The sequence below is a fragment of the Trichocoleus desertorum AS-A10 genome (genome assembly GCF_039962155.1).
Taxonomy (GTDB): Bacteria; Cyanobacteriota; Cyanobacteriia; order FACHB-46; family FACHB-46; genus Trichocoleus.
This window is the reverse complement of record NZ_JAMPKN010000026.1, coordinates 1-15,861: the sequence shown is the minus strand read 5'-3', so window position 1 is coordinate 15,861 and position 15,861 is coordinate 1. Positions and strand designations below refer to the sequence as shown.

Here is a 15,861-nt window from a genome sequence, read left to right as displayed (position 1 = left end):
TTGAATAGATACAATAGGGTATCCGTGAAAATATCGTTAAACTGTTTTATAAAAACTCAGGTCTTGGACTTGCTATTCCGGGATTTCGGCATACTGATATGACTGACAACCACAACTTGTGAACCTGATTAGCCGACTGAGTGGCTGGTGTGAGCTCTTGTCGCCCTAATCTTGCATCCTCATTCAGTCTGCACCTCATCTGTCAGTTGACCTAATGACTTCTAATCAACAACCGCGTTGGTACCAGTTTTTGGCTAAATCCGCCGCTTCAGATGAGTTGCCATCACCAAACTTAGGTGATAAGTATCAAGTATTTTCAACCAGTTCACACCTGACTCGCGGGGAAGTGCAGCCATATCGCTCGTTCTACCAACAAAGCAGCTCGATTCAGCTTGATTTAGATGCCACAGGCACAATTGCAACAGTGAACCTGCTGGGAGCAGCATGTCTGGGTTACAGCGTGCAGGAGCTAATCGGCAACTCAGTTTTTACTTTGTTCCATCCGGATGACCGAGATTTCCTCCGAATAAAGTTAAATGAGTACTTACAAAATGTCATACCTCTGCAAGCAGGGGCAAAGACAGAAATGACTCAGTGTCAATACTGGGAATTGCGCCAGGTTTGTAAGGATGGAAGGGTGATATGGGTGAAAGCTTTTGTGCAACCAGACGCTTTTATGCAACCAAACCTTGAACCAACCACTAACCTCAACGATAGCTGCCCTAGCAATTCACCCGTAACGACAGTGCGGCTATTGTGTGAAGACATTACTGAGTGGAAACAAGCAGAGGCAGGACTCCAGCAAGAGCGCAACTTCGTGGCGGCTGTGCTTGATACTGTCGTTAACTTAATTGTGGTTTTAGATCCTCAGGGACGCATCGTTCGCTTCAATCGTGCCTGTGAGCAAATGACTGGATACACGTTTGCAGAAGTCAAAGGCATTCCTTTCTGGGATGTTCTGCTTTTGCCAGAGGAGATTACAGGTGTCAAAGCTGCATTTAGCCAATTACGGTCAGGATTATTTCCCAACGAGTATGAAAACTATTGGATCACAAAAGCAGGCTCCGCTCGCTTAATTGCTTGGTCTAACACAGCCATTGTGGGTAAAGAAGGCAAAGTCGAATACGTCGTTGGCACTGGCCTGGATATTACAGAGCGGCGACAGACAGAATTGGCATTGCAGCGATCGCAGCAGCAGCAATACCAACACCTCGTAGACTCAGTCGAAGGGATTGTCTGGGAAGGCGAGGCCGAGAGCCTTCAGTTCTCCTTTGTCAGCCCTAAAGCTGAGCGAATTTTGGGCTATCCGCTGGCTGAGTGGCTGAGCGATTCGCAATTTTGGCTCCATCACATCCATCCAGACGATCGCGCTTGGGTAATGGCAACTTGCCAACGAGAAACTCAAGCTCGACGCAACCACACGATGGAATACCGCATGATTGCTCAGGATGGCCGAGTCATCTGGTTTCGAGACATGATCACGGTCGTACCAGATGCTCAGCCTGTGCAATTGCGGGGCGTCATGCTCGATATTACTGAGCGGCGTCAAGCAGAAATTGCGCTGCAAATGAGCGAAGCCCGCTATCGAGCCGTAGTTGAGCAAGCAGCAGAAGGAATTTTCTTAGTCGATGTAGAAACCAAACGGTTGTTAGAAACCAACGCTGCCTGCCAAAGCTTATTGGGTTATAGCGCTGAGGAGCTGTCAACCTTGACGCTCTACGATGTGGTGGCTCACGATCGCGCGGACATTGAGCGAAATATCCAACACATTCTGACTCAGAAGCGGTATTTCATCGGGGAGCGTCAATATCGTCGCAAGGATGGCTCGTTGATCGAAGTGGAAGTGAGCGCCCATGTCGTCAGCAACCACTACTGGTCATTTTTGTGTGTGGTGGTTCATGATGTTACAGCTTATAAGCAAGCAGGGGCAGCCTTAGAGCAATCCTTGGCGTTGCTCCGTGCCACCTTGGAGTCTACTGCCGACGGGATCATGGCCATTGGCGCAGATTGTCAAGTGCTGTGTGCCAACCGCAAACTGGTGGAAATGTGGGGAATTTCAGATGAATTGATGGCTGCTTCGCGGGGTGAGGAGCGCTTGCAATTCTTGGCCGCTCAAATGAAAGACCCCAATGTCTTCTTAAAAAAGATCCAAGCCTTACAAACGCAACCTGAAGCGGAAGTGAACGACCTGATTGAATTTCAGGATGGCAGAGTGGTTGAGCGCTACTCTAAACCACAGCGCTTAGGCAACCAGATTGTCGGTCGAGTTTGGAGCTTCCGGGACATTACTCAGCGCCAAAAAGCAGAAGCAGCCTTAGCTCAGAGTGAGGCTAAGTGGCGATCGCTGATTCAAAACAGTTCTGACATTATTGCCATCCTGGAAGCTGATGGCACGGTGCGCTATCAAAGCCCAGCGGTGGAGCGAATTATGGGCCACTCGCCTCAGGAATTAGTGGGCAGGAATGCTCTAGAACTGATTCATCCCGAAGATGTGGAACACGTAGCGCAAGCCTTTCAAGATTTAGTTGCAGGCATATTGCCTTCGCTTTCGATTGAGTTTCGTTTTCAGCACAAAGATGAAACTTGGCGCTTTATCCAATCCACAGGAACCAATTTGCTCGCTGACCCCTCAGTGCTAGGAATTGTTACCAACTCACGGGACATCACTGAGCGGAAACGAGCTGAGCGGGCTTTGCAGAAGCAAACAGAGCGAGAACGGCTCATGCGCTTCATTGCTCAACGCATCCACCAGTCACTGGATCTAGCAGAAATTCTCGATACAACCGTGGCAGAAGTGCGGCAATTTCTCCAGACCGACAGAGCCATTATTTTTCGGTTTAACCCGGATGGTAGTGGATGCGTAAGTGTGGAATCCGTAACAGAGGGTTGCCAACCTATCCTCGGTCGGGTGATTCACGATCGCTGTTTTACCCCGCCTAGCGGCCCTGCCCCCTACCCTCGAATCAGAGCCATTGCCGATCTAGATGCTGCCGAGGTTGACCCTTGCTATGTGCAGATGTTGGCGGCTCTGCAAGTAAAAGCCAGCTTGGTCGTGCCCATCATGCAGGGAGACCAGTTGTGGGGCTTGTTAGTTGCTCATCACTGTATTGCGCCTCGGCAGTGGTTGCCTCAAGAAGTAAATTTCCTAGAGGAGTTAGCAACTCAGGTGGCGATCGCCATCCAGCAATCGGAACTCTACCAGCAAGTGCAACGGCTCAACTCGGCTCTAGAGTCTCAAGTGATGGAGCGTACCGCCCAATTGCAGCAAGCGCTCAACTTTGAGGCCATGCTGAAGCGGATTACAGATAAGGTGCGCGATAGCTTGGACGAAAGCCAGATCTTGCAAACTGCGGTGCAAGAACTAGCCCTAGTGTTGCAAGTCGCCTGCTGCGATACCGCCCTCTACGACGCTAACTATACAACCTCCACGATCTGCTATGAGTACACCACCTCGCTCCCTGCATCTTGGGGACGAGTGTTAAAAATGGCAGATTTTCCCGAACTATACAGCCAACTCCTGCAAGGACAGCATTTTCAATTTTGCGAAATCGTCCCGAATCCTTGCCGGGATCGGGTATCGATGTTGGCCTGCCCCATTTTTGATGACCAAGGCGCGATCGGGGATCTGTGGCTGTTCCGAGATAGAGAGGAAGCCTTTAGCGAGTTAGAGATTCGCTTGGTGCAGCAAGTGACGAATCAATGCGCGATCGCCATCCGCCAAGCCCGTCTCTATCAAGAAGCTCAGGCGCAAGTGCGAGAGCTAGAAAAGCTAAATCGGCTCAAAGATGACTTTCTCAGCACTGTTTCTCATGAGTTGAGAACTCCCGTTTGCAACATCAAAATGGCAATTCAGATGTTGGAACTGAGCCTGAATCGTGAAAACTGTCTGAACTCAGCCTCTAGTAAAACTGCTCGTTACTTGCAGGTTTTGCAGGATGAGTGCAATCGAGAGATTAGCTTAATTAATGACCTGCTGGATTTGCAGCGCTTGGAGGTGGGCAGTCAACCTTTAACTTTAGAAATTGTGCAGCTCCAAGAGTGGATTCAGGGAGCCGCCCAACCCTTTTATGACCGAGCTAGAGGGCGAGAGCAACGCTTACGGCTAGAATTACCCACTCGTCTACCTCCCATTCTTTCTCACTCCTCCAGCCTCACCCGGATTCTGGCAGAACTGTTGAACAATGCCTGTAAGTACACCCCACCCGGTGAAGAAATTGTCGTTTCTGCTCATCCAGCGTCGGGGCGGATACAGCTCAAGGTGACTAACTTTGGGGTCGAAATTCCTGCGGCGGAGTTACCTCACATTTTTGAGAAGTTCTACCGAGTGCCCAGCACAGATCCCTGGAAACAAGGTGGAACAGGCTTAGGGCTGGCTTTAGTGCAAAAACTTACCGAATATTTGGGAGGCAGCATTGAGGTAGAGAGTGCGGCAAGGCAAACCTGCTTCACTGTAGAACTGCCTCTCACTCCTAACGACATCAATTCAAGATAAGACCCAACAAAAATTTTGCCGTGGTTCATAATCGAAGGAGAAGCAGAGGTGGCTTGAACTAGAGTCACTGCAATTGACGTAGCAGGAGGTCAGCATGGGTTTGGGCATGTTGGTGAAAGGCCAATGGATGACAGAGCGGGAGCAAGAAGATACGCAAGGCCGCTTCTTACGGCCCTCCACAACGTTCCGCCACCAAATTACCGCCGATGGCTCGAGTGGATTTAAGGCCGAACCCGATCGCTATCATCTCTATATTTGTTGGGCTTGTCCTTGGGCGCACCGCACGCTATCATGCGCCAACTGAAGGGCTTGGAGTCTGTAATCACTCTCTCCGCTGTTGATCCAGTGATGGGAGAAGAAGGTTGGTTTTTTTCGGATTATCCTGGCTCTATCCCTGACACGGTGAATCAGGCAAAATATTTGCGCGAGATTTATCTCAAGGTAGAACCCGATTACACCGGACGAGTTACAGTGCCTGTGTTGTGGGATAAGCAGACCAACGCCATTGTCAATAACGAGTCTCGCGAAATCATTCGCATGTTGGATACAGAGTTTGGCGCGATCGCCCAAAAGGAGACAAGCTTCTATCCAGAAGATCTGCGATCGCAAATTGACCAAACCATTGATGCTATTTACCAACCGATTAACAACGGAGTGTATCGAGCCGGGTTTGCCACTCAACAGTCAGCCTACGAAGAAGCTGTTACCGAATTGTTTGACGCGCTCGATCATTGGGAGCAAGTATTGAGCCAGCAACGATATCTGTGTGGCGATCGCCTGACGGAAGCGGATATTTGTATGGTCACCACACTGCTGCGGTTTGATGCTGTTTACTATAGCCACTTCAAATGCAATCTGCGTCGGATCGTAGACTATCCCAATCTGTGGAACTACCTCAAAGATATTTATCAGCATCCAGAAGTCAAACCCACTTGCTACTTAGATCACATCAAGCTGCACTACTACAAAAGCCATCCCAAAGTGAATCCTACAGGCATCGTTCCGAAAGGCCCCATTATTGATTTTGATGCCCCCCACGATCGCACCCGTTTTTCCTAGGGAGAAGTTTAAGAAATCCGTAGGGGTTTAGCTTTTAGACATAAATGGAGATATCAAAAACATAAAAGTTTGCTCCAAATGCTAAACCCTTCAAGGTAGAGCGTGGCTAGCTGGTGGCATGAACGTTGCACTAGGCATAGCATTCAGATCAAAATTTAGGACTAACGTTGTACTTTGATGGCTGAATACTATGCCCATACGTGTTGTTAGAAGCGAGGAACCTAGCCCCTAAACTTGCGGCTACTTCTGAGCGATGTCAATAGGTTCGAGGGCAGAGAACTGCACTAAGGGTTCGCGAGCCACGCGATTGAGACCCGCAGATCCCAATAAATTAGCCCAGTCGGCAGCTAAAGCCGCATCCCGAGGATAGGAGCGACGCAACTGAGCCAAGGTGCTCAACGCTTCGTACCAGAACCCCGATTGTTTATAGAGAGCGACGCGATCGCGTGGGCTAGCTTGCCGCAACTGCTGCACAAAAGCAGGACTAGGATTTACATGTTTAATCCATCCCATCACAAAGGGATTGCCCGATTTATCAGGTGCCGCTTCATTACAAACTACTGAGAAAAACCAACGATAGTTTTTACCTGCTGTGAGTCCAGATGTGACAACCGCTGGCAGCTTAAAGCTGGCAATGCCTGGTTGTGCAGCCAATCGTAATTTAGTTCTGTACACCTGTTGCTTGTTCTCGTTCTGCAAAACAAATTCAGCCGTTTTAGCAGTCGTCGGCGGAACGTGGAAGAAGAGCGTGGGATATCGATCGGTGGTGAGACTTTTAGTCTGGGCAGCTGGAATCAAAGCCGTAATAGAGTTGCGTCCCAAGCAATCTCCAGGCCGAGAACCGCCGGAAGTGCGACCTCCTGGCCCATCTTTGACCGGAGGTCTAACTGAATTGGCGATCGCTGACATTGGCAGAGCCAACGGTGCGAAGGATGAGATTAGAGCTACACAGAGGGCTGTATAGGCTGCGTACGATTTTGTCCGATACATAGTGCTCTCCCGGATGACTACATGACAGCAGCGATCTAAATGACGGACAACCTAAAAAATCTCTTCCACTTCTCCGAAGCTTCACAAAATCTTTACAAGAGAGAATTGAAGAATCCGGATTTTTTACCAAAAAAAGACAAAGTTTTCCGGATGAAGAAATTTAAGCGATCGCTGTTGAGTTCGCTTGGAGCTATCATTCACTTTTTTGCTGCTTGAATTGACACCCTTTATTAAGGTTGAGCAGCAAATTTGTCAGTGGCTTCTAATAATGCTGTACGAATTCCGGGCTCCATCATCGAGTGTCCCGCGTCCGACACGACAATAAATTCCGCTTCTGGCCAAGCTTGATGCAATTCCCAAGCTGAGATCATCGGGCAAACCACATCATAACGACCTTGCACAATCACCGCCGGGATATGACGAATCTGATCAACATTTTGTAGGAGTTGGTCTTCCGGCTCAAAAAAACCACGATTCACAAAGTAATGACATTCAATCCGGGCAAAGGCATCCGCAAAGTCAGACTCCGCAAATCTCGCTTGCAAATCCGGATCGGGATATAGCTTACTCGTGCTTGCCTCCCACACCGACCAGGCGCGAGCTGCCTCTAAACGCACCTGTAGATTTGGGCTAGTTAAGCGCCGATGATAAGCCGCAATCAAGTCATGGCGTTCTTCGGGGGGAATGAGTTGCAGATAAGCTTCCCAAGCATCTGGAAAGATATAACTGGCTCCCTCTTGGTAAAACCATTGCAACTCTTTTTGGCGCAGCATAAAGATACCACGCAAAATCAGACCCAGACAGCGTTCTGGATAGGTTTGACTATAAGCTAAGGAGAGCGTACTGCCCCAACTGCCACCAAAGACAACCCATTGCTCAATGCCTAAATGCGATCGCAGTTTTTCGATATCCTCCACCAGCTCCCAGGTAGTATTCTCTCTCAGGTCTGCATGAGGTGTGCTGCGACCACATCCGCGTTGATCAAAAACGACAATTCGCCACTGGGTGGCATCAAAATATTGCCGATAGCGGGCAATACTGCCGCCTCCTGGCCCGCCATGCAGAAACACAACAGGCTTGCCTTCTGGGTTGCCAGATTCCTCGAAATAAAGGGTATGGAGATCAGAAACTTGTAGAGTTCCGGTGCGATAGGGGGCGATCGCGGGATAGAGTTCACGAATTTGAGCGGCCATGAAACTATGCTCTTGCGGGACGTTCCTTAGCGTACGAGCGATCGCCCTCTGACAACAAGCCACCTCAACTGGAGCATCTGATTAAGTGGCTAAATTGCTGTCGCCCCCTTCCAAAATCGTGCCTTCTAGGTTCGTGTCTGCCAGATTCGCACCACTGAGATTGGCCTCTTCTAAGGCAGCTTGATGCAAGTTGGCTTGATGAAGATCGGCGATCGCTAAGTCTGCACCACTCAAATCGGCTCCCTCTAAATTCGCGCCACTTAAATTGGCCTGACTAAGCCGCGCATGGCTGAGGTCGGCTTGGACAATATTGGCAACTTTTAGATCAGCCTGACTTAAATTCGCGCCATCTAGAATGGCTCCTTCTAAGGTAGCTCCGTCAAGAATGGCATCTCTCAAATCTGCACCGCTCAGGTCTGCTTGGGTCAAATCTGCGCCGTTGAGGTCTGCGCCACTGAGATCGGCATGGCTGAGGTTAACTCGGCGTAAATTCGCTCCATCCAAAGATGCTCCAGATAACAACACACCGCTCAGGTCTGCACCTTCTAGTATTGCCTCACTGAGCGCGATCGCACTAAAGTCTCTTTCTCCCGCTGCATATCTCTGCATCAGTTCTTCAGCACTCATGTCTCCCTCCTTTCGCTACATTAGCAAAGGCAACAGCATCCTAGAAAAGATATCCGCACTACCGCAAGTGGTTAATCCACAGGATGTCACACTGCTTGAGCCATTGCTTCCACGCTATGACAAGCGAGCAACAGAAAAATCAGACCCAAGACACAGCCTTGTCTGTATGACCTTGATCGTTTTTAGGTCTAGGCGAGCGTAGCGCCCAACACTTAAATGGGTCATTATGTGAAGCAGTTAGGTACTTCTCTAGACGGATGCTAGAAAATTAACTCTTTATCTACAAGGCAACTACACTGAAAAGGCAGCTTCATTGAGCTAACGCACTGAGGCCAAAAGTATGCGATCGCGATTGAATTTAGAGGCGATCGTCACTTCTGTTTTCAGCAGACTTGCAGGACTCTCCATTCTGATCTGGTCTCCTGAAAGTTCAAGGACTCAGTTGATTTAGTAGGTCTTTAAAGATCCTTATCCCTAGACTAAAGAATACTCAACGAAAGAGATGAGAACTTTAAAGAGCGATCGCCTAGAGTGTGTGTTGAGTGAGATTGGATAGCAGCGATCGCATTATAAAAACTTTGGCACAGAGGTTGCGATCGTGAATCATTTTTTGATTTGTATACTGAGCCTAAATTTATATAAAAAAACTCTGCCTATTCATTTAATGCCGATTATTGTGCGACCATGCTAAGTGCAAATTCCCAGCCTGAAATTCAGAATGTAAATTAATAATGAATAGATTTTTAGTTTTTTGGGGCTTAGCCAGCCCTGCATGCTTGGGCCTAGTAGCAAGTGTACTCCGATTTTATCAATTGGACTGGTATCCAGCCTATTTTGATATTTGGCGATCGCTTGCAGTTTATCTGGCTTATTGGCTTTTACTGGGAGCTCTACAAGGAGCAATCTTATTCTGGAAGTTCCAAGGGCGACGATTTGCGTATCGATGGTTCTTTATAACTAGTGCAGTTGGCTGCTTTATAATGCTATTGCACGATCTATTCCTGCTCCTGCTTGGTGTTGACACGCGCGGCCAAGGAGCACTTATTCTAATATTTAGCCTACCGTTGTTGGCGTTTTTAGGTGGGCTACCATTGGGATTAGCTCAATTCTTTTTAATTCGAAATCGCTATAGAGCCAGTTTCAACCCCAAGCACTTGAACCTTAAATGGTTTGCCATTAGTTTTTTATCGTGGGTAATTGGTTTTGCAGGCATTTTATTCACCTTCTCTGGTACTCGTCTTATGCCTGCGTTGTTTCTGCTCGTTTCTGCTGGAACTGCAATGAAGGGTTGGTTTATTCAGAAGTATTTAAGAGCATAAATGTAGAGCGATCGCCCGGAGTAGATGGTGAGTGAGGTTGGGCAGCAATCGTAGCGTAAAAATTTTTGCAAACTAAACTTTAAAGATTATGTAAGTTTACGTAATCCTGTCTAGGCTAAATCCAAATACCTCTGTCAGACTATAGTGCAAGTTCTATAACTATTAGCAACGAGTACGGAATGAGCAATAGCAAGGTCTCTTCAGCACAGGCTAACTTAAAGTTAGCACTTTGGAATGCAGAAGCCGAGTCAGTAACAAGCAGCGAGGTATATGTAAAACTTCAAGAGCTTGGACTACCAGAAGAAGTTGTTAGTCGTTTACACGAACTAATCACTTTTACAAAAAAGGTTGCAGGCAAAGTATTTGCAGTCGGAAAAATTGTACTATTCAAAATTCTTGAGTTTGTCAAAGCTCATCCCTTTCTGGTTGTGGGTGCTGGTGTTGGTGCTGTTATTGGGTCTGCCATTGCAGGTTTAATAACCTCAATACCATTTTTAGGACAGCTCTTAGCTCCAGTGGCAGCAGTATTAGGAATAACTATTACTGCAATTGGTGCCGTAGTAGGACATAGGTTAGATAAGCAGTTTCAGAATGTGGGGGAAGACATTGTTGAGATTGCTCAGCAATTCTTCGCTCTTCTTGCTGACGTATTCAATACTGTGTTTCGCAATGTTGTTACTGCTTAGTTTCTATCTTGCAATATCTAGGGCTTAAGAATGTCTAACCCGAAAAATCTAACGAAAGAACAACTGATCAAAGCAATTGAAAAGATAGAGAGGAATCCAAGTGATAGAACCAGCGTTTTTACTGGCCTTGGGGCCACTGCATTAGGTGCTGCTGGAGCTGGAGCAGCCGCAGCCCTTTTCGGCACTACAACTGCTTCCATACCGATTATTACAGCAGTAACGGGTATTGGCATGGTTGTAGCAGCCCCCGCTGCACTTGTAGCAGGAGCTGCTGTAGCAGGTGGAGCCGCTCTTTACGGTGTATCACGATTAATTAAAGATGAAGGCTTTCATGAAGGTAAACGCAAGCAGTTATTGAATGAATATAAGGACAAGCTAAAAGACGTTGAAGCGAAAGAGAGAAAATCTAACCTTAATGATGATGACAAGACAAAATTCTATTCACTTCTAAAAGAGCTACTCAAACATAATTTGATTAGCTCTGAGGATGCGTATGAACTAATGCAAGCTGTAGAGAATGGGCAAATTCCTCTTAGTGAGGCTTATAAGCTTGTAGAGGATATTCTATCAGGTGGTCAGGAGACAGAACCCGAAAAGGTAATAACTTCGTGCCCAAAATGCTCTCAGAAGTTGCGTGCCCCTAAGAATCTAGGACAGCTTAATTTGACATGCCCAAAGTGTAAGCATGGTTGGTTGTGGTCTGCAAAGTAATAAAAAATTCTCTCCCTCGCTTCGAGAACAACGAGGGAGAAGACTGTAAGAGTTAAATAACGATCGCCTTATCTAGAGCATTAGCTAGAAGGCTGAGCAGCTAGTAACTCGGCGGGTAAGCGCTTGAAGGCTAACCGTTCGTTTTCGACATCGACAAAGATGGTGTCGCCAGTTGTGAACTCGCTGCGGAGAATTGCTTTAGCAATTTGGGTTTCCAGTTCCCGTTGGATGGCCCGCTTGAGGGGACGAGCACCATAGACAGGGTCGTATCCTACTTCCGCTAAGAAGTCGAGGGCGCTGTCGGATAACTTGAGAGACATCTTGCGATCGCTCAGGCGTTGCTCTAACCGCTGAACTTGCAGCTTGACGATCTCGCGGAGTTCGCTGCGATCGAGTGGATGGAAGATGATGATCTCATCAATCCGATTGAGGAACTCTGGACGGAAGTTGCTTCGCATCGCATCCAAAACTCGGCTCCGCATCTCTTCGTACTGGGAGTTATCACCTGCCACATCGAGGATGAACTGTGAGCCAATGTTGCTGGTCATGATGATGATGGTGTTTTTGAAGTCTACCTTGCGACCTTGAGAGTCGGTGACACGCCCATCATCTAGGATTTGCAACATCACGTTGAACACATCAGGATGCGCTTTCTCGATCTCATCAAACAGAATCACCGAATAAGGCCGACGACGAATCGCTTCTGTGAGTTGACCACCTTCTTCATATCCCACATATCCCGGAGGCGCACCGATCAAGCGAGACACAGAGTGCTTCTCCATATACTCCGACATATCGATCCGCACCATCGCGTCTTCGGTGTCGAAGAGGTAAGAAGCTAGTGCTTTGCCGAGTTCAGTCTTACCGACACCTGTGGGGCCAAGGAAGATAAAGCTGGCCGTGGGGCGATTCGGGTCTGCTAAGCCCGCGCGAGAACGCTGAATCGCATCAGCTACGGCTGTCACTGCTTCCTGTTGACCTACCACTCGCTTATGCAGTTCTTCTTCCAATTGGAGAAGCTTTTGCATCTCGGACTCAACCAGCTTATTCAGGGGGATACCTGTCCACTTAGAAATGATCTCCGCAATGTCGGCTTCAGTCACTTCCTCACGCAGCAGCGATCGCCCACTGGTTTGAGTGTCCGCCAGTTTTGCCTCAATCTCATCCAGTTGTCGTTGCAGCTCGGTCAACTTGCCGTACTTCAGCTCCGCAGCTCGGTTGAGGTCGTACTCACGCTCGGCTTGCTGAACTTCCACATTCACTTGATCGATCTCTTCTTTCAGCGCTTTACGCCGATCAAGGATCTCTTTTTCTCCTTGCCATTGCGCATTGAGGCGGCTTTGGTTTTCTTTGAGGTCGCCCAGTTCTCTCTCTAGACGCTCTAGGCGATCGCGAGAAGCAATATCGCTCTCCTTTTGCAGAGATAACCGCTCCATCTCTAATTGCAGAATCTTGCGATCGATTTCGTCCAGTTCTTCTGGCTTGGAGGTGCTCTCCATCTTCAGCTTGGCAGCGGCTTCGTCTACCAGGTCAATCGCCTTGTCGGGCAAGAAGCGATCGCTGATGTAGCGCGTGGAAAGTGTCGCCGCAGCTACAAGAGAACTGTCAGAGATTTTGACGTTGTGGTGTGTTTCGTAGCGGTCTTTCAAGCCCCGCAGAATTGAGATGGTATCTTCGACAGTAGGTTGGTCAATGTAGACCTGTTGGAACCGTCGCTCTAGTGCCGCATCCTTTTCGATGTACTTGCGGTACTCATCCAAGGTGGTGGCACCGATACAACGCAGTTCCCCACGAGCCAACATCGGCTTCAGCAAGTTACCCGCATCCATTGCGCCTTGGGTCGCCCCTGCACCCACTACAGTGTGGATTTCGTCAATGAAGAGAATGATAGTGCCGTTGGAGTCGGTGACTTCCTTGAGAACCGCTTTGAGACGTTCTTCAAATTCACCTCGGTATTTGGCACCCGCAATCAGAGCACCCATATCCAGAGCAATCAGCTTGCGATCGCGCAACGACTCAGGTACATCACCTTTCACAATCCGCTGCGCTAAACCTTCAGCGATCGCGGTTTTACCTACACCAGGCTCCCCAATTAGGACGGGATTATTTTTGGTACGGCGAGACAAAATCTGAATCGTCCGGCGAATCTCGTCGTCCCGACCGATCACGGGGTCGAGTTTGCCTTGACGAGCAAATTCTGTCAGGTCACGGCCATATTTAGTTAACGAGTCGTATTTCCCTTCTGGGTTTTGGTCGGTCACTTTCTGGCTTCCTCGAATTTGCTCAATCGTGCTGCGTAGCTTGGCTGTGTCTAGTTTAAATTCCTGAAATAATGCTTTACCAAAGCGATCGTCTTGGGTGTAGGCCAAGAGCAAGTGTTCGATCGAAATGAAGTCGTCTTCAAATTCTTTGCGATAGCCTTCAGAGCGATCGAGCAAGGTATCGGCACTACGGCCCCAGTACACAGAGCCGCTGTTGGAAACTTTGGGTTGGCGCTTAATGAATTCTTCAGTGCGATCGCGCAACTTCTGCACGCTGATGCCCAGTTTACTGAAGACGCTACTGGCAAGCCCTTCTTGTTCTACCAAGGACTTGAACAAGTGTTCCGTCTCAATCTGCTGCTGCTGGGCTTGCTTGACCACTTCAGGGGTCTGAGCGATCGCTTCCCACGCTTTTTCGGTAAATTGATTGGGATTGGTTGGTTGCATACTGCACGATCCCCCTCTAATCAGTAAATATATACACTCAGTTAGTTACAGTCATTGTAAGCAACTCAGCGTATCCAGCAGGATCGGTGTTTACGTCTTTATATAGGGGTATTACCGTTCCAAATTGGTGGCGACAAGTTAACCTGAATCACAACATGACGTTGGCGATCACACCTCCGATCAGATAGGGTCTAATCCTGTTCTTAACGTTTTAGGCGGCAGAGTAAGAGGAATTAGCCTGAAGCAGTGCTGAACGATTTCGTATAATCGACTCCAGTAGAGTGTTATATAGAACAAGCAGCGCCTTAATCATCTAATTAAGGAGTTAGCCCATTGTTTCGGCCTATCTGCCCTACAAAGAAATCAGCCTGAAGTAGTTTCGTCTAGTAATAGTTAGGTGTCTTAAGCCCCTTGTTGAGACATTACCCCAGCGCTATCTGTGGCCTTGGCAAATCAAGGTTAACTGCAGGGCGTTGGAGAAGGTTGCACAGCTCAATTATTAGATGTTCTATACTCATTATGACTTTTGTACACAGCCAGAATATTAAAAGGCACTATGGCTTTTGAAATAAAAACTACTAACATTGAATTAAAGAAATCATTACTTAAAGCTAAGGAAGATCATTTTTTAGACTTAAAGAGCACTCTGATAGCACCGTCAAAATTACAAACTCACTTTGTTGCATTTGCAAATACTGACGGAGGAGAGCTTATTGTAGGTATAGAAGATGTTTCTTCCCTTGAAGAACGTATAAAAGGCTTTATTTCACCGGAAGATGCTAATGAACATATTAATACGCTACTTTCACAAACCAAACCTGCTGTTGAGGGAGTAGAAGTAGAATTTCTTAATTTTAATAAAAACGGTTTCGTTCTGCGTGTGATTGTACCGAAGAGTCAGCACGTTCATTATACAGCAGCAGACGAATGCTATGTTCGCTTAAATGCCAGTACACGGCGTATTAGAGGAGAGCAAATCACTCGTTTGTCCTATGCTAAGGGTAGCTATAGTTATGAAAGAGTTCCTGTTCCACATGTGTCAGCAGAAGAAATTCTGGAAAGCTCATATCTAAGTAAATATCTTGAAAAGATAGAGGCATTTCAAGAGTCAGAAAAGTTTTTGAAGAAACAACGCTTACTTATCCAACATGAAGGAAAACTTTTACCTACTGTAGCTTGTGTGCTCCTTTTTGATGACGAACCACAAGCTAGTCTTGACACACGCTGCTCAATAAAGGTTTATAGATTGCAAACAACTGAACGAGAGTATAAACGTGAGCATTTAGTTGAAATGCCTTCTACTATTGAGGGTTCTTTAGAAGAACAGATAAATAAAGTTAAAAGTCGAGTAAGTGAACTCTTAGAGGATGTCACAATTAATCTTGGCGGTAAACGCACAAAACTCAACTATCCTGCTTAGGCTTTAGAAGAAACTTTAGTCAATGCAGTAATTCATAGAGACTATAGTGTCAATGACGATATACACGTTCGTATCTATGACAACAGGGTTGAAATTCAAAGCCCTGGGCGGTTACCTGGCTATGTGACCTTAAAAAACATCATTGATGAAAGATACTCTCGCAATCCTAATATTGTTCGGATGCTCCACAAACTACCTAACCCCCCAAATCATGATATTGGTGAAGGGCTAAATACAGCTTACAACGCAATGCGTAAGGCAGGGCTTGTAGAACCTGAAATCAGGGAACTAGAGAATGCTGTTTTAGTAATAGTTGAGCATAGACGAATAGCATCTCTTGAAGATGCCATCATAGAATATTTAGAGGATAATGATACTGTCACAAACAAAATAGTTCGACAGCTTACTGGTGAAGATTCTGAAAATAAGGTTAAAAAGGCTTTGCAAAAGTTGCGGCGTGACGGTGTGATAGAAGTAGTTGACTCTAGTGTAAGTGTTTACAAGTATTCATATCGCCTAAAGAAATGGGCGTTGCTGAATAGGTAATGATTTAAGCTGAGAGAGGAATTGTTCGATACTTCAAATAATGCAGCAGCAACCGAAGTGAACACTTCAACATCTCAACTGATTTGGAGTAGCACAAGGTTTTCCGGTGC

General features: G+C 47.1%; 12 protein-coding genes and 1 pseudogene. 8 read left to right on the top strand and 5 right to left on the bottom strand.

Going from position 1 to position 15,861, the window contains the following annotated elements; all coding sequences use genetic code 11:
- The first annotated feature begins 214 nt into the window (after positions 1–214).
- The 3 genes from NDA01_RS23210 to NDA01_RS23205 all read left to right on the top strand — a co-directional run bounded on the left by NDA01_RS23210 (position 215) and on the right by NDA01_RS23205 (position 5,551).
- Positions 215–4,492, top strand: a complete 4,278-nt coding sequence (locus NDA01_RS23210; protein ID WP_348229835.1) for a PAS domain S-box protein — start codon at positions 215–217, stop codon at positions 4,490–4,492.
- 94 nt (positions 4,493–4,586) lie between these two features.
- A complete protein-coding gene (locus NDA01_RS31955) occupies positions 4,587–4,796 on the top strand; it encodes a hypothetical protein (protein WP_431193503.1) in 210 nt (69 codons plus the stop codon).
- A complete protein-coding gene (locus NDA01_RS23205) occupies positions 4,784–5,551 on the top strand; it encodes a glutathione S-transferase family protein (protein WP_431193502.1) in 768 nt (255 codons plus the stop codon). Before NDA01_RS31955 ends, NDA01_RS23205 begins: the two co-directional genes overlap by 13 nt.
- Positions 5,552–5,791: 240 nt before the next feature.
- Here NDA01_RS23205 and NDA01_RS23200 read toward each other — a convergent pair whose 3' ends face one another.
- From NDA01_RS23200 to NDA01_RS23190, 3 genes are all read right to left on the bottom strand, one after another.
- A complete protein-coding gene (locus tag NDA01_RS23200) occupies positions 5,792–6,541 on the bottom strand; it encodes a DUF928 domain-containing protein (protein WP_348229834.1) in 750 nt (249 codons plus the stop codon).
- 230 nt (positions 6,542–6,771) lie between these two features.
- Positions 6,772–7,734 carry a prolyl aminopeptidase gene (pip, locus tag NDA01_RS23195; protein ID WP_431193501.1) on the bottom strand — a complete coding sequence of 321 codons (963 nt, stop codon included), beginning with the start codon at positions 7,732–7,734 and terminating at the stop codon, positions 6,772–6,774.
- An 81-nt stretch (positions 7,735–7,815) separates the two neighbouring features.
- A complete protein-coding gene (locus tag NDA01_RS23190; RefSeq protein ID WP_190441062.1) occupies positions 7,816–8,361 on the bottom strand; it encodes a pentapeptide repeat-containing protein in 546 nt (181 codons plus the stop codon).
- Positions 8,362–9,092: 731 nt separating this feature from the next.
- On the opposite strand from NDA01_RS23190, the gene NDA01_RS23185 reads away from it, so the two are divergent.
- The 3 genes from NDA01_RS23185 to NDA01_RS23175 all read left to right on the top strand — a co-directional run bounded on the left by NDA01_RS23185 (position 9,093) and on the right by NDA01_RS23175 (position 11,077).
- Complete coding sequence (locus NDA01_RS23185; protein WP_348229833.1) at positions 9,093–9,680, top strand: hypothetical protein; 588 nt, start codon at positions 9,093–9,095, stop codon at positions 9,678–9,680.
- 179 nt (positions 9,681–9,859) lie between these two features.
- A complete protein-coding gene (locus tag NDA01_RS23180; protein WP_348229832.1) occupies positions 9,860–10,366 on the top strand; it encodes a hypothetical protein in 507 nt (168 codons plus the stop codon).
- A 30-nt stretch (positions 10,367–10,396) separates the two neighbouring features.
- Positions 10,397–11,077 carry an Rcat domain-containing protein gene (locus NDA01_RS23175; protein ID WP_348229831.1) on the top strand — a complete coding sequence of 227 codons (681 nt, stop codon included), beginning with the start codon at positions 10,397–10,399 and terminating at the stop codon, positions 11,075–11,077.
- 80 nt (positions 11,078–11,157) lie between these two features.
- On the opposite strand, the gene clpB is transcribed toward NDA01_RS23175, so the two are convergent.
- Complete coding sequence (clpB, locus tag NDA01_RS23170) at positions 11,158–13,785, bottom strand: ATP-dependent chaperone ClpB (protein WP_348229830.1); 2,628 nt, start codon at positions 13,783–13,785, stop codon at positions 11,158–11,160.
- 556 nt (positions 13,786–14,341) lie between these two features.
- Here clpB and NDA01_RS23165 point away from each other — a divergent pair.
- Both NDA01_RS23165 and NDA01_RS23160 read left to right on the top strand, forming a co-directional pair.
- Positions 14,342–15,205, top strand: a complete 864-nt coding sequence (locus NDA01_RS23165) for an AlbA family DNA-binding domain-containing protein (protein ID WP_348229829.1) — start codon at positions 14,342–14,344, stop codon at positions 15,203–15,205.
- Positions 15,206–15,235: 30 nt separating this feature from the next.
- Positions 15,236–15,751 (top strand): ATP-binding protein, encoded by a 516-nt coding sequence (locus NDA01_RS23160; protein WP_348229860.1) that lies wholly within the window; start codon positions 15,236–15,238, stop codon positions 15,749–15,751.
- 4 nt (positions 15,752–15,755) lie between these two features.
- On the opposite strand, the pseudogene NDA01_RS23155 reads toward NDA01_RS23160, so the two are convergent.
- Positions 15,756–15,861 (bottom strand): annotated as a pseudogene (locus NDA01_RS23155) (IS1 family transposase); the annotation flags it as partial.

What these genes read in the sequence shown, in the direction of transcription:
- NDA01_RS23205 (WP_431193502.1), top strand. Translation starts at nt 4,784, where the DNA reads ATGCGCCAACTGAAGGGCTTGGAGTCTGTAATCACTCTCTCCGCTGTT.
- NDA01_RS23165 (WP_348229829.1), top strand. Translation starts at nt 14,342, where the DNA reads ATGGCTTTTGAAATAAAAACTACTAACATTGAATTAAAGAAATCATTA.
- NDA01_RS23185 (WP_348229833.1), top strand. Translation starts at nt 9,093, where the DNA reads ATGAATAGATTTTTAGTTTTTTGGGGCTTAGCCAGCCCTGCATGCTTG.
- pip (WP_431193501.1), bottom strand. Translation starts at nt 7,734, where the DNA reads ATGGCCGCTCAAATTCGTGAACTCTATCCCGCGATCGCCCCCTATCGC.
- NDA01_RS23210 (WP_348229835.1), top strand. Translation starts at nt 215, where the DNA reads ATGACTTCTAATCAACAACCGCGTTGGTACCAGTTTTTGGCTAAATCC.
- NDA01_RS31955 (WP_431193503.1), top strand. Translation starts at nt 4,587, where the DNA reads ATGGGTTTGGGCATGTTGGTGAAAGGCCAATGGATGACAGAGCGGGAG.
- NDA01_RS23180 (WP_348229832.1), top strand. Translation starts at nt 9,860, where the DNA reads ATGAGCAATAGCAAGGTCTCTTCAGCACAGGCTAACTTAAAGTTAGCA.
- NDA01_RS23190 (WP_190441062.1), bottom strand. Translation starts at nt 8,361, where the DNA reads ATGAGTGCTGAAGAACTGATGCAGAGATATGCAGCGGGAGAAAGAGAC.
- NDA01_RS23200 (WP_348229834.1), bottom strand. Translation starts at nt 6,541, where the DNA reads ATGTATCGGACAAAATCGTACGCAGCCTATACAGCCCTCTGTGTAGCT.
- NDA01_RS23175 (WP_348229831.1), top strand. Translation starts at nt 10,397, where the DNA reads ATGTCTAACCCGAAAAATCTAACGAAAGAACAACTGATCAAAGCAATT.
- clpB (WP_348229830.1), bottom strand. Translation starts at nt 13,785, where the DNA reads ATGCAACCAACCAATCCCAATCAATTTACCGAAAAAGCGTGGGAAGCG.